The sequence below is a fragment of the Erythrobacter fulvus genome (assembly GCF_028595285.1).
Classification (GTDB): Bacteria; Pseudomonadota; Alphaproteobacteria; order Sphingomonadales; family Sphingomonadaceae; genus Erythrobacter; species Erythrobacter fulvus.
The window spans coordinates 300,130-321,501 of the sequence record NZ_JAQQXQ010000002.1 but is presented as its reverse complement, the minus strand read 5'-3'; the positions used below and the strand labels follow the sequence as shown (position 1 = coordinate 321,501).

22 protein-coding genes are annotated in these 21,372 nt (G+C 64.5%); 18 read left to right on the top strand and 4 right to left on the bottom strand.

The genetic code is table 11. The features are described from left to right. Positions 1–96: 96 nt before the first annotated feature. Both OIK40_RS04490 and OIK40_RS04485 read left to right on the top strand, forming a co-directional pair. Positions 97–684 (top strand): carboxymuconolactone decarboxylase family protein, encoded by a 588-nt coding sequence (locus OIK40_RS04490; protein WP_273676558.1) that lies wholly within the window; start codon positions 97–99, stop codon positions 682–684. Then, positions 684–1,946: a cytochrome P450 gene (locus OIK40_RS04485; RefSeq protein ID WP_273676556.1), complete on the top strand. Its 1,263-nt coding sequence runs from the start codon at positions 684–686 to the stop codon at positions 1,944–1,946. Before OIK40_RS04490 ends, OIK40_RS04485 begins: the two co-directional genes overlap by 1 nt. On the opposite strand, the gene OIK40_RS04480 is transcribed toward OIK40_RS04485, so the two are convergent. Beyond that, on the bottom strand, positions 1,943–3,571 hold the full coding sequence (locus tag OIK40_RS04480) for an FAD-dependent oxidoreductase (RefSeq protein WP_273676554.1): 1,629 nt from the start codon (positions 3,569–3,571) through the stop codon (positions 1,943–1,945). The genes OIK40_RS04485 and OIK40_RS04480 overlap by 4 nt on opposite strands. Before the next feature lie 94 nt (positions 3,572–3,665). Between OIK40_RS04480 and OIK40_RS04475 the strand changes: the two genes are divergently transcribed. Next, entirely contained in the window at positions 3,666–4,442 is a 777-nt protein-coding gene (locus OIK40_RS04475) for an SDR family NAD(P)-dependent oxidoreductase (protein ID WP_273676552.1), read from the top strand. A gap of 91 nt (positions 4,443–4,533) precedes the next feature. Here the strand turns inward: OIK40_RS04475 and OIK40_RS04470 are convergent, their stop codons facing one another. Further along, positions 4,534–5,346 (bottom strand): SDR family NAD(P)-dependent oxidoreductase, encoded by an 813-nt coding sequence (locus tag OIK40_RS04470; protein ID WP_273676551.1) that lies wholly within the window; start codon positions 5,344–5,346, stop codon positions 4,534–4,536. A 130-nt stretch (positions 5,347–5,476) separates the two neighbouring features. On the opposite strand from OIK40_RS04470, the gene OIK40_RS04465 reads away from it, so the two are divergent. From OIK40_RS04465 to mobA, 3 genes are read left to right on the top strand one after another with little or no spacing between them, the layout of a single operon-like run. Continuing rightward, entirely contained in the window at positions 5,477–5,887 is a 411-nt protein-coding gene (locus tag OIK40_RS04465; protein ID WP_273676549.1) for a nuclear transport factor 2 family protein, read from the top strand. Positions 5,888–5,889: 2 nt separating this feature from the next. After that, positions 5,890–6,231, top strand: coding sequence for a putative quinol monooxygenase (locus tag OIK40_RS04460; RefSeq protein ID WP_273676548.1), 342 nt, complete (start codon positions 5,890–5,892; stop codon positions 6,229–6,231). After that, a complete protein-coding gene (gene mobA, locus OIK40_RS04455; RefSeq protein WP_273676547.1) occupies positions 6,224–6,736 on the top strand; it encodes a molybdenum cofactor guanylyltransferase in 513 nt (170 codons plus the stop codon). The genes OIK40_RS04460 and mobA overlap by 8 nt, the downstream gene beginning before the upstream one ends. Here the strand turns inward: mobA and OIK40_RS04450 are convergent. Beyond that, positions 6,733–7,737, bottom strand: a complete 1,005-nt coding sequence (locus OIK40_RS04450) for an NADP-dependent oxidoreductase (protein ID WP_273676545.1) — start codon at positions 7,735–7,737, stop codon at positions 6,733–6,735. The two genes, mobA and OIK40_RS04450, sit on opposite strands and share 4 nt — an antisense overlap. A 120-nt stretch (positions 7,738–7,857) precedes the next feature. Here OIK40_RS04450 and OIK40_RS04445 point away from each other — a divergent pair, with 120 nt between their 5' ends. The 12 genes from OIK40_RS04445 (at position 7,858) to OIK40_RS04390 (ending at position 19,904) form a co-directional block, all read left to right on the top strand. Further along, a complete protein-coding gene (locus OIK40_RS04445) occupies positions 7,858–9,996 on the top strand; it encodes a molybdopterin-containing oxidoreductase family protein (RefSeq protein ID WP_273676544.1) in 2,139 nt (712 codons plus the stop codon). A 25-nt stretch (positions 9,997–10,021) separates the two neighbouring features. After that, positions 10,022–11,032, top strand: coding sequence for an NADP-dependent oxidoreductase (locus tag OIK40_RS04440; protein WP_273676543.1), 1,011 nt, complete (start codon positions 10,022–10,024; stop codon positions 11,030–11,032). Beyond that, on the top strand, positions 11,032–11,808 hold the full coding sequence (locus OIK40_RS04435; protein ID WP_273676542.1) for a ThuA domain-containing protein: 777 nt from the start codon (positions 11,032–11,034) through the stop codon (positions 11,806–11,808). Before OIK40_RS04440 ends, OIK40_RS04435 begins: the two co-directional genes overlap by 1 nt. Then, positions 11,805–12,182, top strand: coding sequence for a limonene-1,2-epoxide hydrolase family protein (locus OIK40_RS04430; protein ID WP_273676540.1), 378 nt, complete (start codon positions 11,805–11,807; stop codon positions 12,180–12,182). Before OIK40_RS04435 ends, OIK40_RS04430 begins: the two co-directional genes overlap by 4 nt. 98 nt (positions 12,183–12,280) lie before the next feature. Continuing rightward, the gene (locus tag OIK40_RS04425; RefSeq protein ID WP_273676538.1) at positions 12,281–13,534 is read left to right on the top strand and encodes a cytochrome P450; all 1,254 of its coding nucleotides are present in this window, start codon (positions 12,281–12,283) and stop codon (positions 13,532–13,534) included. Position 13,535: 1 nt separating this feature from the next. Beyond that, complete coding sequence (locus OIK40_RS04420; RefSeq protein WP_273676536.1) at positions 13,536–14,618, top strand: acyl-CoA dehydrogenase family protein; 1,083 nt, start codon at positions 13,536–13,538, stop codon at positions 14,616–14,618. A gap of 11 nt (positions 14,619–14,629) precedes the next feature. Further along, a complete protein-coding gene (locus tag OIK40_RS04415) occupies positions 14,630–15,055 on the top strand; it encodes an OB-fold domain-containing protein (protein ID WP_273676533.1) in 426 nt (141 codons plus the stop codon). Beyond that, positions 15,052–16,203: a thiolase family protein gene (locus tag OIK40_RS04410; protein WP_273676532.1), complete on the top strand. Its 1,152-nt coding sequence runs from the start codon at positions 15,052–15,054 to the stop codon at positions 16,201–16,203. Before OIK40_RS04415 ends, OIK40_RS04410 begins: the two co-directional genes overlap by 4 nt. Next, positions 16,200–16,970, top strand: coding sequence for an SDR family NAD(P)-dependent oxidoreductase (locus OIK40_RS04405; RefSeq protein WP_273676531.1), 771 nt, complete (start codon positions 16,200–16,202; stop codon positions 16,968–16,970). The genes OIK40_RS04410 and OIK40_RS04405 overlap by 4 nt, the downstream gene beginning before the upstream one ends. Before the next feature lies 1 nt (position 16,971). Continuing rightward, positions 16,972–17,727, top strand: a complete 756-nt coding sequence (locus OIK40_RS04400) for a ThuA domain-containing protein (RefSeq protein WP_273676530.1) — start codon at positions 16,972–16,974, stop codon at positions 17,725–17,727. Positions 17,728–17,781: 54 nt separating this feature from the next. Beyond that, positions 17,782–18,990 (top strand): acyl-CoA dehydrogenase family protein, encoded by a 1,209-nt coding sequence (locus OIK40_RS04395; RefSeq protein ID WP_273676528.1) that lies wholly within the window; start codon positions 17,782–17,784, stop codon positions 18,988–18,990. A gap of 11 nt (positions 18,991–19,001) precedes the next feature. Beyond that, positions 19,002–19,904, top strand: a complete 903-nt coding sequence (locus OIK40_RS04390) for an SDR family oxidoreductase (RefSeq protein WP_273676526.1) — start codon at positions 19,002–19,004, stop codon at positions 19,902–19,904. A gap of 25 nt (positions 19,905–19,929) precedes the next feature. Here the strand turns inward: OIK40_RS04390 and OIK40_RS04385 are convergent, their stop codons facing one another. After that, a complete protein-coding gene (locus OIK40_RS04385) occupies positions 19,930–21,348 on the bottom strand; it encodes a M20/M25/M40 family metallo-hydrolase (protein WP_273676524.1) in 1,419 nt (472 codons plus the stop codon). Between the last annotated feature and the right edge of the window lie 24 nt (positions 21,349–21,372).

Sequence of the window (21,372 nt, the reverse complement as noted above, 5' to 3'; positions counted from 1 at the left end):
TAGCGAATCCGCCAATTGCTGATGCGGGGGTTGTCCCGCAGCCTCGCCCTTACGGAAACGGGCTAATTTGCCAGTGCCGAATATGGGGAGAGATCTGTGAGCCGCATTGCCAAACTGCCGCCGGAGGAGTGGGACGCGCGCCTCGTCAATGCGATCCGCCCCGAAAACCTGACCGATCTCGAACAGGGCCTCACCCGCTACTTCGCGCATTGTCCCGAACAGGCGCTGGGGTTGATGGCGTTCGGCGGGGCGTTGAAACAGAACCGCAGTCTGCCCGATCGCCTCGTCGAACTCGTGCGGCTGCGCGTCGCTTTCTTCAACCAGTGCCGTTCCTGCATGGCGATCCGCTATTCCGACGCGGTGGCGGATGGGGTGACCGAAGGGCTGGTTTGCTCATTGGAGCGCCCGCAGGAGGCGGAAAACCTCTCCGAGGCGGAAAAGGTCGCGATCCGTTACGGCGAACTCATGGCGACCGATCACCTCGCCATCGACGATGCGCTTTATGACGAGCTGCGCCGGCATTTCACCGAGGCACAGATCGTCGAACTGGGCATGACGGTCGCTTTCTTCGTCGGCTTCGGGCGGCTCGCGGCAACGTGGCACATGGTCGAGGAACTGCCCGAAGCCTTCCGGACCGCCGAAAAGATCGCGCCATGGGGTGCCGAGAAAATCCAGGTGCGCTGATGAACCAGCCCACGATCAACCTGTTCGATCCGCAGCTGCAGCAGTGCCCCTACGACGCGTACAAAACCCTGCGCGACGAGGCACCGGTCTACAATATCCCGGGCACGCAGATCTACGTCGTCAGCCGTTATGATCACGTGCGCGAGGTGCTGATGGACCCGCAGCGCTTCCCCTCCACCGCCGCCAACGAATTGATGCGCGCATCGCCGGTGGATATGGAGCGCGGGCGCAAGGTGGCCGAACGGTTCCGCGAGAAAGGCTGGCTGCCCGCGCCGACGCTGGCCGGGCGTGATGATCCCAATCACAAGCAGATGCGCGCCATGTTCAACGAGGCGTTCAAGCCCAGCCGCATCAAGGACATCGACCCGCGCGTCGAAACGCTCGCCTACGAGCTGATCGACGAATTTCTGGCGGACGGGAAATGCGACTGGGTGCGCCAGTTCTGCGTCCCCCTGCCGCTGTTCATCATCGGCGAGCAGATGGGCGCCCAGCGCGAGGACATGTGGCGGATCAAGGGCTGGACCGACGCCTTCTTCCACCGCATTTCGATGATGCTGCCCGAAGACAAGCATCTGGAGATGGTGGACCGCGAGATCGAGGCGCAGCATTATTTCCAGCCGATTTTCGAACGCCTGCGCGAACATCCCGACGGCAGCCTCATATCGGTGCTGGTCAACACCGTGATCGAAGGCTGGGGCCGACCATTGAACGACAATGAACTCCATGCCGAAATGATGGCCGACACCTTCGTCGGCGGTAGCGAGACCACCACCAATGCGCTTGCGGCGGGGATGAAGCTGCTGATCGAGAACAAGGATGTCTGGGCGAAACTGAAGGCCGATCCCGACAAGTACATGCGCAATTTCGTCGAGGAGGTGCTGCGGCTCGAAAGCCCGGTGCAATCGCTGATGCGCTTCACCCACAAGGATGTGGAGCTGGACGGGGTGACGATCCCTGCCGGATCGGTCGTCAATGTCCGCTACGGCGCTGCGAACCGCGATGAGCGGGTGTTCGAATGCCCGGAAAGGCTCGATCTCGACCGGCCCAAGCCGGGCTCGCACATGGCCTTCGGTTCAGGCACGCACCACTGTCTGGGTGCGCCGCTTGCCCGGCGGGAACTGACCTGGGGGTTTCAGGCGGTGGTCGACCGGTTCGAGGACATGGACTTCGCCGAAGGGCAGAACGATTTCAGCTACCACCCGCACTTCCTGCTGCGGAGCCTGAAGCAGCTCAACATCACCTTCGAGCCGAAGAAGCGTTAGGTGTTTGCCGCCGCCGCGCTGCGCCCCGCGATATAGCCGAAGGTGATTGCCGGGCCGAGTGTCCCGCCCGCCCCCGCATAGACACCCCCGGTCGGGCAGGCGATGGCATTGCCCGCCCCCAGCAGCCCCGGAATCGGCTGCCCGTCATGGCCAAGGATGCGGGCACTTCCATCGGTTCTCGGCCCGCCATTGGTGCCAAGCAGGCCCGATGAAATCTCCACCGCGTAGAACGGCGCCTCGCGGATCGCGCCGAGCGTGACGGCGGCGCCTTCCCGACTGCGGTCGCCGTAGAAATGGTCATAGGCGCTGGTTCCCCGTCCGAAGTCGGGATCATGGCCTTCATCGGCATGGACGTTGAAGCGGGCTACCGTTTCGGTCAGCGCCGCAGCGTCGATGCCGATCTGTCCGGCCAGCGCCTCCAGCGTGTCGGCGCGCATCACCCAGTCGGGGATCAGCTGGCCCGGCATCCTTAGCCCGAGCGGATAGCGTTCGGCATATTGCGCGTCGAAGATCAGGTATGCGGGCAGGTTGAGGTAATCATAATTTGCCGGATCGAACTGGTGGAACACGCCGCCCAGCGCCGAGTAATTCGCCGCCTCGTTGCAGAAACGTTTGCCCGAACGGTTGACCATGATCGAATGCGGCACGGTGCGCTCGATCAGGATGATCTGTGCGCGCTGTTCGCCGCTGGCCCACGGTGCGTCGGGGGTGACGAGCGTCGGGGCCCACCACGCGCTGGTCATATTGCCGAGCTTCGCGCCTGCCGCCATCGCAAGGCCCAGCCCTTCGCCGCGCGCGGTCGGCGGGCTGGCGGGGGCCGTCACCGGCCCGCGCAGGAAGGTCTGGCGCAGCTCGGTGTCCCATTCGAAGCCGCCGGTGCTGACGATCACCCCGCGGGCAGCCGACAGCGCGAAAGGCTGGCCGTCCCTGGTGCCTTCGATGCCGGTGATGCGTGTCCCGTCTTTCACCAGCCGCTTCGTTTCCACCCCGAGGATCGGTTCGATCCCGCGCGCAAGGCAGGCCTTGAGCAGCCGCGCGACCATCGCCTGTCCGAAGCCGCATTGCCGCGCAGCCATGCGCTGGCCCAGCACCTCCAGCGGCGGGGTCGATGTCGCGCCGCCTAGCGGCGTCTCGCGCAGCATCAGCGGCTTGGGTTCTTCAATGGCATAGATTTTCGCCGCCCAGTCGCCGAGCTCGGGCAGATCGAACAGGTCATGGTCAAGCGCGCGGCTGCCTTCGGGCTTGGCGCCGGGCCGGTCGAGGTAATAGTCGGGATAGCCCGGCAGCACCGCCACCTTGAGCGCATCGATGCTTTCGAGGAAGGCCAGCGCCTCCGGCCCCTTGTCGACGAAAGCCTCCAGTGTCTCGTCCACCAGATCGCCGTGATCGAGACTGCGGAAATAGGCGAGCGCTTCTTCGCGGCTGTCGGGCATGCCCGCCGCGCGCATTCGCGGGTTGTCCGCCACCCAGATCACCCCGCCCGATATGGCAGAGGTGCCGCCGATACGGTCGAACCGCTCGACCAGCGCCACCTTTGCCCCCGCTTCATGCGCGGCGAGCGCGGCGGCCATTCCGGCAGCGCCGGTTCCCAGGACGATCACATCGACATTGCTCATGGCGCCCATAGACGCGCCGCATGCCATGATCGGCAACCCGTCATTTTGGCAAGGTGCGCGCCCGCGCCGCTGCGGCTACCCAGCGGACAAAGGAGAATGAGCCATGAAACTTGAAGGCAAGGTCGCCGCGATCACCGGCGGCACGGCGGGCATGGGGCGCGGCATCGCCGAGGCCTTTCTGGCCGAGGGTGCGAAGGTGGCGCTGTTCGCGCGCAATCCGGACAAGGGCGCGAACGTGCTCGAAGAACTGGGAGCGGGCGACAACGCGATCTTCGTCGCCGGGGACGTGATGGAGCAAGCCGATCTGGAAGGCTTCGTCGACAAAGTGATCGCGCATTTCGGCACGATCGACATTCTGGTGAACAATGCGGGCGGTGCGGGCGATCTCCAGCCGCTCGTCAACCTGTCCGATCACGCCTTCGACGAGGCGATGAAGTGGAACGTTTATTCCACCTTCTGGGCCACCCGCCGCGCGCTGCCGACGATGCTGGAGAAAGGCGACGGGCGGATCATCAACATCTCGTCGATGGAGGGCAAGCACGGCAAGCCGGTGCTGACCGCCTATTCCGCCGCCAAGCACGCGGTGAACGGCATGACCAAGAGCCTGGCGCGCGAAGTCGGCCCGGCGGGGGTGACAGTCAACGCGATCTGCCCCGGCCTCGTCATCACCGACATCATCAAGAACAACGGCCCCGCCACCGCGAAGGCGATGGGGATGGAGCTGGAAGAGATGATCGAGCTGTTCGCGCAGGAAGCCGCGATCAAGCGCCCCAACGAGGTCGAGGAAATTGCCGCCGTCGCGGTGCTGCTCGCCAGCAAGGCCGGTGCGGGGATTACCGGCGCACAAATCAGCGTGGACGGCGGTACGGCCCAATATTGACGCGATCTCGGCCGATTTCGGCCGATTTCGCCCCAAACTCGCGGCATTTCGGCAAGTTGCGCCGTGTTTCACGTGAAACACGGCGGCACCGTCAGCCCTCCTGCAGCTTCGCCATCGCCGCGCCGACTGCGGCCTCGATATCGCGCGCCTGCGGATTGCCGCGCAAGGTCAGCCCGCCATTGGGCTGGATGTTCTGGCCCGTGACGAAGGCATGGTCGGTGGACAGCCACAGGCAGGCATTGGCGACATCTTCCGAGGTGTTGAGCCGGCCCAGCGGATAACGCGGCACGAATGCATCGACGAGACCCGGCACCTGGAAACTCTCGGACGTCATCGGGCTTTCGGTAAAGGCGGGGGAAACGCTGTTCGCCTTGATCCCCAGATGCCCGAAATCATTGGCGACACATTCCATCATCGCCTCGCCCGCGCGTTTCGATGCGATATAGGCCATGTGGTTGTTGATCAGCGCCTTGGTGGTGGCCGAGCTCAAGGAGATGATCGATCCGCCGGTCGGCTGCTGCTCGCTCATCACCCGGACAAATGCCTGCGCGAAGTGGTGCACCCCCTTGAATTGCAGGTCGGTGATCTGGTCGAGCTGTTCCTGCGTAATCTCGAGCGTGTTGGCGAGCAGGCCCCAGCCGGTGGTGTTGATCGCGATATCGACCCGCCCGAAGGCATCGCGCGCCTTGTCGGCCAGCGCGTTCACCTCGGCATGGCTGGTGATGTCGCACAATGCGTATTCGCCACCGATTTCCGCCGCGATATCGGCCAGCGGGGTCTGCTTGCGTCCTGCCACCATCACCTTCGCGCCCTCGGCCGCGAACAGGCGGGCGATGACCTGACCCATATTGCCCGGCGATGCCGCCCCCAGAATGACGGCGCTCTTGCCTTCGAGTTGTCCCATCGCGTCTCTCCTCTCTCTCTTGCCTGAGCGCCTACCACGCATCGGCGCGCAGCCACCCTTCCCAAAAGTGTCCATTGTCCGCGTGTCCGACGCGCCCGATAGCCGGACCATATTCGAGGGAGAGCGAACAATGTTCACCGGACCGCTGGAAGATCGCGTCGCGATAGCCGAACTCAACGGGACCTATGCCGACGGGGTGGTGCGCTTCGATGCCGACACCTGGGGATCGGTCTGGGCGGATGATGCCGACTGGGATCTGATGGGCCACAAGACGAAGGGCAAGGACGCCATCGTCGGCTTCTGGAACGGGGCGATGGGCGGGTTGGAAGCGGTCAGCTTCCAATGCGTGCCCTGCATGATCGAGATCGACGGCAACACCGCGAAATCGCGGGTGCAGACGCAGGAAATCCTAAAGCCCAAGGACGGCAAGGCACGCCATGTCGGCGGGCTTTACGAAGACACCCTCGCCAAGATCGACGGGCGCTGGGTGTTCACCAGCCGCGTATTTCGTATTGTCGCCGAATTCGGAGTGGAAGGCTGACCATGGCAAAAATCCTGATTTCCGCCCAGATCGATCTGGACCCCGCCCAGCGCGAGGAAGCCCTGCGCACCGCCCGCCCGCATATCGAGGCGGCGCTCGCGGAGAAGGGCTGCATCCACTACGACTGGAGCGCCTGTTCGATGAACCCCGCGCGGGTCAACGTGTTCGAGGAATGGGAGAGCGAGGAAGATCTCGCCGCGCATTTCAAGGACCCGGCCTATGCCGGCATGCGCGATCACATCGGCCAGTTCGGCCTGACCGGGGCAACCAGCCGGAAATACCGCGTGGATGCTGAAGGCGAAGTCTACAATGCCGAAGGGCAGGCGACCGAAGCATTTGACTAACATCCTCGGAGCGATCCTTGCGGGCGGTCAGGCGCGGCGGTTCGGCAGCGACAAGGCCCATGCCCGCGTCGATGGCTGGCGGCTGATCGATCTGGTCCATGATCGCCTTTCGGTGCAGTGCGACGCCATCGTTGTTTGCGGGCGGGTGGAGCAAGGCTTCACCTGCATCCCCGATCTGCCCGAACCGGGCCTCGGCCCGCTGGGCGGGCTCAACGCGGCGCTCGCCCATGCCGCCGCGTCGGGCCATTCGCATGTGCTGAGCTGCGGGGTCGATGTGCCCAACCTGCCGCCCGATCTTGCCGGCACGCTGGCAGGCGAAGGTGCGGGAATCGTGCAAAGCCAGCCGGTCGTCGGGCTGTGGCCGGTGACGCTGGCCGGTGTGCTGGCAGACTATCTCGCCGGGGGCGGGCGGGCGCTTTACGGCTTCGCCGATAGGGTCGAGGCGCGGCGGATCGCATTCGACCCGCCGCTGCTCAATGTGAACAGGCCCGAAGACCTGCCCTAAAGCTTCAGCATCTGCTTGCCGCGGTTCTGGCCGGTGAACAGGCGCTGCAATGTCTGCGGCGCGTTTTCGAAACCGTGCTGGATGTCTTCCTGATATTTCAGGCTGCCGTCCTTGACGAAACCTTCCAGCCGCTTGCGGATGCCGGGGAATTCGCTGGCCCAGTCGAGCACGATGAAGCCCGCCATGGTGCCGCGTCGGAACACGAGGTTGAAGTAGTTTTCCGGCCCGGCAGGAAGCGAGCCTGTCTCGTAACGGCTGATCCCGCCGCAGATCACCACCCGCGCGCCGGTGGCAATGCAGGCGAGCATGTCGTTCAAAATCTTGCCGCCGACATTGTCGTAGATCACGTCCACGCCGCGCGGGCAGTGTTCCTTGATCTGGCCCTTCACATTGTCGGCCTTGTAATCGATCGCGGCGTCATAGCCCGCCTCGCGCACCAGCCAATCGCACTTGTCCTTGCCGCCCGCGATGCCGACCACGCGGCACCCGGCGATTTTCGCGAGCTGGCCGACGATGCTGCCTGTCGCCCCTGCCGCGCCCGAAACCAGCACGGTATCGCCCGCCACCGGCTTGCCGACCTTGAACAGCCCGCAATAGGCGGTCAGCCCCGTGGTCCCCAGCACCGACAGCACGGCGGTGGGCGAAAGCTCGGTTTCGACCTTGGTCAGCTCCTTGCCGTCGGTGACGAGATATTCGGTCCAGCCAGTGGTGCCGAACACCAGATCGCCAACCGCAAAACGCCCGCCATTGCTGGCCACCACCTCGGCAATCCCGCTGCCGCGCATCACGTCGCCGATGTTCATGGGCGCGACGTAATCGGCGATGTTCTCCATCCAGCCCTTCTGCGCCGGATCGAAGCTGAGATAGTGGGTCTTCAGCAGCATTTCGCCCGGGCCGGGATCGGGTAGCTCGGCGGTGACGAGCTTGAAGTCGCTGTCTATCTCGATGCCGCGACCGCGCGGGTGTCCGTTCAACAGCCATTGGCGGGTGGTGGTGGGCATGGGGCATCTCCTCGTTTCGCCTGCCCTATTGCGGGCGCAAGCCTGTGGCCTCCACGGACAAAAGTATCAGTCGAGCCCCCTGCCCCCTGTGGTAGTTTGCCTGCTTCAAGGAGAGAGATGATGGGCGTCGAGACTCACAAAACCTTCTGCCGCTTCTGCCACGCCAACTGCGCGATGGAGGTGGATGTTGCCGATGGAAAGGTGATCGAGGTGCGCGGCGATCCGGTCGATCCGGCCTATGGCGGCTATACCTGCATGAAGGGCCGCGAGTTGCCGGATTCGCATAATTCGGAAAACCGCCTGCATCACAGCCTCGTCAGGAATGAAGCGGGCGAATTCGTCGAAACCCCGATGCCGGAAGCGCTCGCCCATGTGGCGAGCGAGCTGCGTCGGATCATCGACACCCACGGTCCGCATTCGGTCGCGGTGTTCATGGGTTCGGGCGGTTTCCAGAACTCTGCCGCGATGGCTGCGTCCCTGTCTTTCGCGCAGGCCGTCGGCAGCCGCAATTTCTACACCTCGGTGACGCTCGATCAGCCCGCCAAGGTCTTCACCACCGCGCGCTACGGCAAGTGGATGGCGGGGCCGAACACCTTTTCCGAAAGCGACGTCGCGCTGTTCATCGGCAATAATCCGATCGTCTCGCACTATGCGCCTGTCGGCGGCGTGCCGCCCTTCAGCCCATCGCGCCGCATCCGCGACCAGAAGGCGAAGGGCATGAAGCTGATTGTCGCCGACCCGCGCGAAAGCGACGTGGCGCGGCTGGCCGACATCTACCTGCCGGTAAAGCCGGGCGAGGATCCGGCGATGCTGGCGGGGATGCTCAACGTGATCATTTCCGAAGGGCTGTATGACCGTAACTTCGTCGCGGCTCACGTCGACGGCTTCGACGAGCTGGCCGAGGCAGTGAAGGACTTCCCGCCCGAAGTCGCGGCGGAGCGCGCAGGCCTCGACAAGGACCAGCTCATCGCCGCGGCACGGATGTTCGCGGGCGGCTCGAAGGGCTGCGCCACCACCGGAACGGGGCCCGAAATGGCGGGCCACGGCACGCTGACCGAATATCTCGTCACCTGCCTCAACACGATCTGCGCCCGCTTCAAGCAGGAGGGCGAGAAAGCCGCCATCCCGGGCGTGTTCAGCCCCTACCAGACCGCGCGCCGCGCGCAGGTCGCCCCGCCGGTGCCGATGTTCGGGGCGGAAGGCATGCCCAAATCGCGCTTCCGCGGGCTCGGCCACCTCGGCTGGGAAATGCCGTGCAACGTGCTCGCCGACGAAATCCTCACGCCCGGCGAAGGCCAGGTGCGCGCGCTGATTTCGGTCGGCGGCAATCCGGTGGTCGGCTTCCCCGATCAGGCCAAGATGGTCCGCGCGCTGGATGATCTGGAACTCTTCGTGCAGATCGACCCGTGGATGAGCGCCAGCGCCAAGCGCGCCACCGTGGTGCTCGCACCCTCGCAATGCCTCGAGCGCGAGGACATCACCAATCTTTCCGAATGGTGGCACGAACAGCCCTATGCCCGCTACACCGAAGCGGTAGTGAAAGCCCCGGGCGACTGCATCGACGAATATGAGATGTTCTGGACTCTGGCCCATCACCTCGGCCTGACGATGGTGCTGAACGGCGGCCCGCTGCCGATGGACCGCAAGCCGAGCAAGCAGGAATTCCTCGATCTGATGGTCGCAGGCAGCCTCAAGAAGCCGTCGGACGTGCGCAAGGATTGCCAGGCGAATGGCGGCGCGGCGATGGTCTATCCAGAGGTTCACCCGCTGGTCGAACCGCTCGACGAAAGCGAGTTCCACCGCTTCGATCTGGCAGTGGGCGCGATGCCTTCCGAAATCCTCAAATATGCCGCCAATCCAGCGAGCAAGGCGGGTTTCGACTTCCGCCTGATCAGCCGCCGTTCCAAGACGCGGTTCAATTCGATCGGCCATCCGCTGAAAAAGCTTCAGGCCAAGACCACCACCAACCCGGCCTATATCCATCCGGAGGACATTACCGCGCTGGGCCTGCAAGAAGGCGGGTTGGTGGCGATCACTTCGCCCCACGCCACGATCCACGGCGTTGTGAAGGCCAGCGACAAGGTACGGCGCGGGATTGTCTCGATGGCGCATGCCTATGGCGATGCCGACGCCACCAAGGAGGACGTGCGCGAGCGTGGGTCTTCCACCAACCGGCTGGTGAGCGAGGTGGTCGATTATGACCCGATCACCGGCCAGAGCCTGCAAAGCGCCATTCCGGTGAAGCTCGAACCGGCCTGATATTCTCTCCAACCGAAAGACCGATATGCCCCAGAACCGCCGCTTCCTTCTCCAGCGTCGCCCCGATGGCACGCCGGTGCCCGAAGACTTCGCGCTCGTCACCGAGGATACGCCCGCGCTGGAGGACGGCCAGTTCCTGATCCGCAACCATTACGCCTCGCTCGATCCGGCCATGAGAGGCTGGATGGATGCCGAGGGCAACTACATGCCGCCAATCCCGCTGGGCGATCCGGTGCGCGCCAGCACCATCGGCGTGGTCGAGGAAAGCCGCGCCGAAGGGTTTGAAAAGGGCCAGTGGGTGATGGGCCTCAACGCGCTGGAGGATTATTCCATCGGCGTTTCGGGCGGCTTCACCCAGCCGATCGATCCGTCACTGGTGCCCAGCGTAACCAATTACCTGTCGATCTTCGGGGCGGTGGGCATGACAGCCTATTTCGGCTTTCTCGAAGTGTGCGAGCCGAAAGCGGGCGAGACCGTGCTGGTCAGCGGCGCGGCGGGCGCTGTCGGCAGCCTTGTCGGCCAGCTCGCCAAGATCCACGGCTGCCGCGCGGTGGGCATCGCCGGAGGCCCGGCCAAATGCGCAAGACTTACCGAAAAATACGGCTTCGACGCTGCCATCGACTATCGCGGCAAGGACGAGGCCGCGCTCACCGCCGCGATTGCCGAGGCCTGCCCCGACGGGGTCGACGTGATTTTCGAGAATGTCGGCGGGATCATCCTGGATGCCGGGCTGATGAACCTGAACCTGCATTCGCGCGTCGGCCTGTGCGGCCTGATCAGCGAATACAACACCGAACCGCGCGGCATCCGCAACCTGTGGCAGCTGATCGTCAAGCGCGCGCAAATCCGCGGGCTGCTGGTGGCGGATTACGTCGAACGCTTCGGCGAGGGCGCGGCGCAGATGGGCGTCTGGGCGGCGCAAGGCAAACTCACCATCGACGAGCATATCGACGAAGGGCTGGAGAACGCCTTCGACAGCTTCATGCGGCTGTTCGCGGGCACCAATGACGGCAAGATGATCCTCAAGATCGCCTGATGCGCCAAAGCCGTCGAACGCTTCTGGTGCTGTCGGGCGGTCACCCCTACGAGGCCGGGCCGTTCGACGATCTGCTGCGAAGCCTGGGCGATTGGGACATCACCCACCTGATCCACCCCGATGGCGGAGAGGCTGACGCGGCAGACGCGATCTGCGCTACTGAAGCCCTGCTGTTCTACGACATGGCAGGCTATAGCTTCGGCGAGGGGCGCGTGGAAATGCGGCCACCCTCAGCCGCCTTCCGCGAGGCTCTATCGACCCGCTTCGAAAGCGGCAGGGGCGCGGTGGCGATGCACCATGCACTGGCCGGGTGGGCACTCTGGCCCGAATGGCATGACTGGCTCGGCGGGCAATTCCACTACCAGCCCGGCGCACATGGGCCAGACTCCGGCTATCGCCACGATGTCGCCTACGACGCGCGGATCGTGGCCGATCATCCGGTAACGCGCGGGTTGCCGGCGAGCTTTCCCGTCACCGATGAACTTTACCTTTGCCCGATTGACGAGGCAGCCTTCACCCCGCTGGTGCGCGCCAGGGGCTTCGCCTTCACGCGCGACAATTTCTACTCTGCCGCCAATGCCGTCGCGGGCGCGATGTTCAGCAACGAAGGCTGGGACCATCCGGCGGGCAGCGACTGCATTGCATGGGAAAGCCGCACCTGCCCCGCCCCGCTGGTCTACCTGCAATTCGGTGACGGCCCCGCGACCTACGCCAACCCGCATGTGCGCCGGATGCTGGCGCAGGCACTCGATTACACCTCAGGAGGAACAGCATGACCCCGCAAGCCACCGTCGAAGCGTTCATCGGCCACTGGAACGCCTGCGATATCGACGCGATGATGGCGCTGTGCGCGGACGGGATCGTCTATCACAACATCCCGATGGAGCCGATCCATGGCACCACTGCGATGCGTGCCATGGTCGAAGGCTTTCTCGCCGATCTTGCAGGCTGCGACTGGCACACCCACGCCATCGCCGCCAACGGCAATGTCGTTCTGACCGAACGCACCGACGGCTTCACCTTCAAGGACGGACGCAAGGCGGCGATCCGGGTGATGGGGACATTCGAAATCGATGCCGACGGCAAGATCGCGGCGTGGCGCGACTATTTCGACATGGGCGAATTCCAGCGCGAATTTGCCGGCGGATGATGCCCCGGGCGCAACCCTAACACATTCGTGCATCGCGTCGGGTGCGCAGTCATGGCTAGGCTCCCCACCATAATCTGCAAGGGTTGGAGCCTGTCGCCATGAACAAGCCCGAAGGCAACGTATTTGCCCCGGAAACGCTGATCGATCCGTTCGACTACTACCGCGCCGTGCACGACGCCGGGGTGGAGATCGAACTGATCGAAGGGATGAACACCTACGTCGTCTACAGTTATGATCTGTGCAGCGCGGCGGCAGCGAATCCGGAAGTCTTCTCGAACGATTTCACCGCGCTGATGGGGCGCGAACAGGACGAGGAAATCCAGGCGATTCTGGCCGAGGGCTGGCCCGACCTGCCCACCCTGCTGACCGCCGATCACCCGGTCCACACCCGCAACCGCAAACTGGTGAACCTCGCCTTTTCGGCCCCGCGCGTGAATGCGATCGAGGCCGATATGCGCGAGAAGTCGATCGAGCTGATCGAGGCCTTCGCCGACAAGGGCCACTGTGAATTCGTCGAGGATTTCGCGGTGCCGCTGCCGGTGGCGATGATCGCCGGGCAAATCGGGCTCGATAATGATCCCAAGCGGGTGAAGCGCTGGTCCGATGCCGCGGTCGACCGATTCAGCCAGATGGTCGATCACCAGCGCAAGCTGGAATGTGCACGCAGCCTCGTCGAATTCCAGCACTACATGAAGGGCCTGATCGACGACCGGCGGGCCAATGGCGGCAATGATCTGCTGACCGATCTGGTCGAAGCGCGGGTCGAAGGCGAAACCCCGCTGACCGATCCGGAAATCATGTCGCTGATGCAGCAGTTCATGGTGGCAGGCAACGAAACCACCACCTCGACGCTGGCCGGCGGCCTGCTCCAGCTGATCCGCAACCCCGACCAGATGGCCAAGGCCAAGGCGGCGGCCGGCGGGCGAGATCCCAAGGTGATCACCAACCTTGTCGAGGAATCGCTGCGCTATGAAACCCCGACGGCGGGGATGTGGCGGATCGTGAAGGCCGACACCGAGCTGGGCGGAATGAAAATCCCGAACGGCAGCGTGGTGCAGCTGCGCTATGCCGCGGCCAACCGCGATCCGAAGAAGTTCCCCGATCCGGACAAGTTCGACATAGAACGCGCCAATGCCCGCACGCACCTCAGCTTTGGCAAGGGGCCGCATATGTGCGTGGGCAACATGCTCTCCCGCAAGGAAATGCTGGTCGCCTTCGACGAGCTGCTCGAACGGCTCGATAACTTCGCGGTGGCCGACGAGAACGCCATCCGCATTCTGCCCAACATCCTGCTGCGCGGTGTGACCCACCTGCCGATCACGTTCGCACGCGCTGGCACGCGGAAGGCCTGACATGAATTTCGATCTGTCCGAAGAACAGCAGATGTTCGTGACATCGGTCGAGCGGTTCGCCGCGCCGGTCGATGTCGAGGCACGGCGGCGCCTGCGCCTGTCGTCCACCGGGTATGACCGGGCACGCTGGCAAAGCCTTGCCGAGATGGGTCTGATCGCGCTCGCCGCAGGCGAGGATGCGGGCGGTATGGGCGGGTCGGCTGTCGATCTCGCGCTGGTGGCGGAAGCGATCGGCAAGGCCAATGCCCCCGATCCGCTGCTTGAACACGGCATCCTGCCCGCACTGCTGCTCGAACGCGGCGGAGCGGACGAGGCGTTGGAGAGCGTGCTTTCGGGCACGGCCATCGCCACCCTTGCCTGGACCGAGCGGGGCCAGCGCTACAGCCTCAAGGCCAAAGGCATGAAGGCGGAAGAAAGCGCCGACGGCATTGTGCTGTCGGGCGAGAAAACGATGGTGATGGGCGCGCTGCTGTCAGACCTGTTCATCGTCACCGCAGATCATTGCGGCGAGACCGCTTGTTTCCTCGTGCCCAAGGACGCGCCGGGGTTGGAAGTGCGGGCCTATCGCCTGGCCGATGGCAGCATCGCGGGCGAAATGAAGCTCACCCGCACGCCCGCCAGCGCCCGGCTTTCGCTCGATGCGGCGGCGCTTGATGCGATTGCCGCCGAGATGCGCCTTTATGCGGCTGCCGAGCTGGTGGGGCTGGGCCAGCGGCTGCTCGACGACACGCTGGCTTACGTGAAAGAGCGCGAGCAGTTCGGCGTCGCGATCGGCAGCTTCCAGGCGCTCCAGCACCGACTCGTCGATTGCTACGCGCGCGAGGAACAGTCGCGCTCGATGCTCTATCGCGCCGCGCTGACCGACCGTGCCGACGCCGCCGCATGGCAGCGCGCCGCCGCCGGAGCCAAGGCCTTCATCGCCGAGAATGTCGATCACATCGCGCGCGAGGCGGTACAGATGCACGGCGGCATGGGGATCACGGATGAACTGGCGATCGGCCACGCATTGAAGCGCGTGCTGCTGCTGGCGCGGCTGTTCGGCGATGTCGACACCGTGCTCGCCGAATATGCGCTGGCGGCCTGAGGGGAGAAGGGATGGGACAGAAGATCGATCCGGAACTGTGGAGCGACGGGCCGGAACCGCACCTGATGGGCGGGCGTCTGCCTTCGGGCGAAATCGTCTTCCCCATGCCGGTCGGCGATGCGGCCGAGGGCGTGGAGCCCTACAAGCTGTCGCGCCGCGGCAAGCTGTGGTCGTGGACCTCGCAGGGCTTCCTGCCCAAAGAACCCTATGAAGGCCCGGGCAGCGGCCCCGGCGAAGGCCCGCCCGATTTCCAGCCCTTCCTGCTGGGCTATGTCGAACTGCCGGGCGAGGTGATCGTCGAAAGCCGCATCGTCGACGCGCGGCTTGAGGATCTGCACCTCGGCATGGATCTCGAATTCTGCGTGGTGCCGTTCAACGCCACCTACGACACCTTCGCCTTCCGTCCCCTCGCCGCAAAAGAGAGCAAAGCTGCATGAGCGAGAACGTCTATATCATCGGAGCGGGCATCCATCCCTTCGGGCGCACAGACGGCCGGTCAGGCCGCGAACAGGGTGTCTATGCCGTGCGCGAGGCGCTGAAGGATGCCGGGCTCGACTGGCCCGATATCGAATGCGCCTATGGCGGCAGCGCGGCGGCAGGCAATGCCGACATCATGGTGAACGAGCTGGGGCTGACCAGCCTGCCCTTCACCAATGTCGCCAATGGCTGCGCCACCGGCGGCAGCGCGCTCGCCGCGTCGCAGCAGGCGATCGCCAGCGGGATGTATGATCTCGCGCTGGCGGTGGGCTTCGACAAGCACCCGCGCGGTGCCTTCAACGCCAAGCCGTCCGATTACGGCCTGCCCGAATGGTACGGCCAGACCGGTATGATGCTGACCACGCAGTTCTTCGCGCTGAAGATCCAGCGCTATATGCAGCTGCACGGCATCAGCCGCACGACGCTGGGCCGGGTCGCGGAAAAAGCCTTCCGCAACGGCACCATCACGCCCCATGCATGGCGGCGCAGCCCGGTCGATCTGGAAACGATCATGAACGCGCCAATGATCAACGACCCGCTGACCAAATACATGTTCTGCTCTCCGGCAGAAGGCGGCGTTGCGCTGATCCTCGCTTCGGAAAAGAAGATGAAGGAACTGGGCGCCGACGGGGTCAAGATCCGCGCGGTTGCGGTTAAGACGCGCCCGCCCAATTCCTTCGAGGTGTTTCAGGCCGGCATCAGCATCGAAGAAGGCGGCAAGCCCACCGTGCTGGCCAGCCAGGCCGCATTCGAGAAAGCCGGCGTCGGGCCTGAGGACATCTCCGTCGCCCAGCTGCAGGATACCGAAAGCGGCGCCGAAATCATGCACATGGCCGAAAACGGCTTCTGCAAGGATGGCGAGCAGGAGGAATGGCTCGCGAACGGCTGGACCGAGATCGGCGGGAAGCTGCCGGTCAACACCGACGGCGGGTGCCTCGCCTGCGGGGAGCCGATCGGCGCCTCGGGCTTGAGGCAGGTCTATGAAAACGTCCAGCAACTGCGCCAGCGCGCTGGCGAACGACAGGTGCCCGGAAAACCGCGCTTCGGCTATTCCCATGTCTATGGCGCACCGGGCCTGTCGGGCGTCGCGATTCTGGAGCGCGAATGAGCAGGATGGAAGGCAAGGTCGCGCTGGTTTCGGGCGGCGCGGAAGGGATCGGGGCGGCGGTTGCGCGCCTGATCGTTGCCGAAGGCGGCAGCGTGATGCTGGGCGATATCCAGCTGGAAAAAGCGCAGGAACTCGCCGCCGAACTGGGTGAGCGGGCCGACGCCTGCCAGCTTGATGTGCGCGATCTGCACCAGTGGGAAGCCGCCGTTTCCGCCACGCGCGGCCGTTTCGGCAAGCTGACCGTGCTGTGCAATATCGCGGGCATTTCCGAACCGGGCAATGTGCCTGACGGTGCGCTCGACGTGTGGGAACGCACCATCGACATCAACCTGCACGGCCCGTTTTACGGCATGCGCGCGGCGATTCCGGCGATGGAGGCAAGCGGCGAGAAATGCGCGATCGTCAATATCGGTTCGATGATCGCGATGCGTCCGGCGGCCTTCGTGGCGGCCTATAGCGCGTCCAAGGCGGGCCTGCGCGGGCTGACGCAAAGCGTCGCGCTCGATCTGGCTGAACGCGGCCTGCCGATCCGCGCCAACATGGTCCACCCCGGCGCGATCCGCACCCCGATGTACAACCGTTACAAGTTCTCCGGTGCCGACACGCCGGAGAATATCGAGACCAATTTCGCCGCAACCCACCCGATGAACCGCATCGGCGAGCCGGAAGAAGTCGCCCGCGCGGTGGTGTTCCTCGCCAGCGACGAGGCCAGCTTCACCACGGGGTGCGATTTCACCGTCGACGGCGGCGGCAGCATCAGGAGCTGACATGGCAGAACAACCCGCCACCCGCATCGACGCGCATTTCATCGCTGCGGGGAAATATCACGACATCGACTATCCGCGGCTCGAAATTCTCAAGCTGCTGGCCGAACATCCGCAGATCCGCACCACCGTGGCGGCGGATTATTCGGGGCTGGAGCGGCTCGACCAATGCCGCTTCCTCATCACCTATACCTGCGATCTGATGCCGACCCGCGAACAGGCTGCGCAATTGCGCGAATGGCTGGCCAAGGGCGGCAAGTGGATGGCGCTGCACGGCACCAATTCGATCCTTGTCTTCACCGAAAACGGGCTGGTCGATGCGCCGGATGATCGCCCCGACGTGATGGAAATGCTGGGCACGCAATTCGTCGCCCACCCGCCGATCGACAAGTTCCCGGTGGAGGTGGTCAACAAGGACCACGAACTCACCAAGGGCATCGAGGATTTCGAGGTGGTGGACGAGCTTTACCTCTCCAAAACCACCGCGCCCATCGACACGCTGATGCAGACCACCTTCGAAGGCGAGGCGACGGGCTTCACCCACAGCCAGTGGGACAAGACCACCGTGCCTATCGTTTATACGAGGGATATCGGCGAGGGGCGGATCGTTTACAACGCACTGGGCCATTGCCGCGGTCATTACGACTTGCCCGGCATGGTCGATTTCTACCCGCACAAGGAAATGTGCGCGTGGAATTACGACGTTTATTACGACCTTCTGCGGCGCACGATCGCGTGGGCGATGCGGGACGGGAATTGAAGCTGATACGGCCGGGGCGCCGTAGCTGCCGGGATCGAATTGGGACTGACTGACATGGACATGGAATTCTCGCCGCAGGACATCGCCTTCCGGGAAGAAGTGCGCGCTTTCCTGAAGGACAACCTGCCCGAACGCCTGCGCGACGGCGCGCGGCGCACGCCCGGCGTGTTCGTGGAGCCCGATATCGGGATGGAATGGCACCGCATCCTTTATCAAAAGGGCTGGGTTGCCCCCCACTGGCCCAAGGAAGACGGCGGCACCGGCTGGACCCCGACGCAGAAATTCATCTTCGAAAAGGAATGCGCGCTGGCAGGGGCGCCCTCGCTCGCGATCCTGGGCCTGCGTCTGGTCGGCCCGGTGATCTGCCATTTCGGCACGCCCAAACAGAAGGCGCGTTTCCTGCCGGGCATCCTGTCGGGCGATGATTACTGGTGCCAGGGCTATTCCGAACCGGGCAGCGGATCGGACCTTGCCAGCCTGAAAACCACCGCGCGGCTGGACGGCGACGAATATGTCATCAACGGATCGAAGATCTGGACCACCCACGCGCATCATGCCGACTGGATCTTTGCCCTCGTGCGCACCGATGCCACGGTGAAGAAGCAGGCCGGGATCAGCTTCCTGCTGGTGCCGATGGACCAGCCGGGTGTGGAAGTAACCCCGATCCATTCGATGTCCGGCGATCATGAGGTCAATGCGGTGTTCTTCACCGATGCACGGACGCCGGCGGAAAACCGCATCGGCGAGGAAGGCCAGGGCTGGACCATCGCCAAGTTCCTGCTGGAAAACGAACGCGGCGGATCGTGCTTCGCGCCGCGGCTGCTCCAGAGCATCGACCGGCTGGAGCAATTGGCGCAGACCCAGCCTTCGGGCGTCAACGGCGCGATCGCGCATGATCCTCGCTTCCGCGACCGGCTGGCCCGCGTGCGTCTGGAGGCCGAGGCGCTGGAGATTACCGAGCTGCGCATCCTTGCCGAATTGGCCAAGGGCCGTGCGCCGGGGCCGCAGACCTCGCTGGTCAAGCTGCTGGGTTCGAATATCGGCCAGCAGGTCGATGTGCTGAGGCTCGAACTGCTGGGCCCGGACGCGCTGCAACTGCCGCTGGAACGCCCGCTTTACGGCAACGAGGCGCCCGAACCGGTCGGCAGCGAAATGGCGCAGACGGCGATGGGCCGCTACCTCAATAACCGCGCCGCGACGATCTTCGGCGGATCGGACGAGGTGCAGAAGAACATCATCGCCAAGACCGTGCTCGGTCTCTGAAAGGACAGATCATGGACGTGTCGAAGCTGATGTTCCGCGACGGGCTGATGGCGGGTGAGCGCATTCTTGTCACCGGCGGCGGCACCGGGCTGGGGCGCGAAATGGCCGAGGCTTTCCTGAAACTCGGCGCGACCGTCTACATCTGCGGGCGGCGACAGAACAAGCTTGATGAAACCGCCGCCGAACTGACAGCTCTCCACGGGGGCAAGATCGTCGGCATGGCCTGCGACATCCGCGATCCGGACGCGATCCACGCGATGGTCGATGCGATCTGGGCCGATGGCGGCGCGCTGACGGGCGTCGTCAATAATGCGGCAGGCAATTTCATCAGCCGTACCGAGGATCTGTCGGTGAACGGCTTCAACGCCATCGCCGACATCGTGATGCGCGGCACCTTCTACGTCACGCTCGACATCGGCAAGCGGCTGATCGCGGAGAAGAAGAAGGCCAGCTTCCTGTCCATCCTCACCACCTGGGTATGGTCGGGCAGCGCCTTTGTGGTGCCTTCGGCCATGTCCAAGACCGCGATCAACGCCATGACCCAGAGCCTGGCGACCGAATGGGGCCGCTATGGCCTGCGGTTCAACGCCATTGCGCCGGGTCTTTTTCCGACCAAGGGCATGAGCGCAAGGCTCTCCCCCGGCGGGCAGGGCGGCAATTCAAAGAACGACCTCAACCCCATGGGCCGCGCGGGCGAGATGCACGAACTCGCCAATCTGGCCGTGTTCCTGATGGGGCCGGGGGCGGAGTATGTGAACGGCCAGACCATCGCCATCGATGGTGCGGGCTATCAGGCCAATGGCGGCACCTTCTACCCCGTGCTCCACGCGCTCGGCGATGCCGAATGGGAGCAGATGCGCGCGATGATCAAGGGCACCAATGCCAAGGATAAGGCCGAACGCGCGACCGGCTGACGCCTGCCCGCGGCCGTAATTGCGGCTAGTCGGCCAGTTCCCTCAGCAGCCGGGGCCAGTGGTCCAGCCCTGCATAGAAGGCATCGACCGAAAGCCGTTCGTTAAGGCCGTGGGCATACATGTCCTGCGGGCGGTAGGCCGCGCCGGAAACCGCGACGGTGGAATAGCCGCGCGCGCGGTAATGCTTCCCGTCGGTCCCGCCCGATTCCATGTAGGGCTGGATCGGCAGGCCCGGATAGCGCGCGTCGATGGTCTTGCGCAGCGCCGCCATGACCTCGTCCGGAACGGTGGACACGGGGCTTTCGGTGACTTCGGCCAGCACTTTGAACTGCACCGCCTCGTTCGCGACCACTTGCCGCAGCGCCGCCTCGGTCTCGGCGGCACCCTCACCGGGGAAGATCCGGCAATTGACCGTCGCCGTCGCCGATTGCGGTAGGGCGTTTTCGGCATGACCCGCTCTCAGCATCGTGGCGATGCAGGTGGTGCCAAGCGTGCCCACGGTTTCGGGATTGGCGCGCAGCACCGCAATCGCGGCTTCGTCGGTCGGATCGGCGGAGAAAGCGCGCATCGCCGCGCCCTGTTCGCCCGGGGTAATCTGCCCCAGCGCGCCAAGGAACGAGCGGGTCAGCGGGCTCGCGCGCACCGGAAAGCGATAGGCGGCGATTTTCTGCAAGGCATCGGCCAATTCGTAGATCGCGTTGTCGCTGCGCGGGCGCGAGGAATGGCCGCCGGGGTTGGTGATCGTCAGCTCGAAAGTGGCGAAGGTCTTTTCCGCCGCCTGCACCGCCATCGCCAGCGGCGTATTGTCGGGCGCGAGCGTGATCCCGCCCGCATCCGAATTGAGCACATAGGCCGGGTCAATCTCGCGCGCGACATAATCGGCCTGCGCCTGTGTCGAAATCATGCCGGTTTCCTCGTCGCCCGAGAACACCAGATAGAGATCGCGGCGCGGGCTCCAGCCTTCCTGCTTCAGCCGGATGAAGGCGTGGACGAGGCTGGCGATGCCGTATTTGTTGTCGATCGTGCCGCGGCCGAAGAAATAGCCGTCCTGTTCGGTCAGGGTGAAAGGCGGAAGCACCCAGTCCTCCGCCAGCGCATCGACCACGTCCATATGGCCGAGCAGTACGATCGGCTTGCGCCCGTCCGGGTTGGCGGCGACATAGCGCACGATCAACCCCTGTACCGGCTCGCCTGCACTGTCGTAATCGCTCACCATGATATCGGCATCGGTAAAGCCCGCCTGCTTCAGCCGGCTGACCAGATAGGCGACCATTTCCGGTGTCTTCGCCTGCCCACGCGCCGTACGGATGGCGATGATGTCGCGATAGATGTCGCGTGCTTGCTGCTGCTCCGCCGTCAGCGGCGCGCGATCACTTGCGCCTGCCACGCCGCCTGTTGCCACCAATGCGGCGGCGAGCGCCAGCGCAATTCCGGTCCGTGCCATGCCCATGCGCCTATTCTCCCTGTG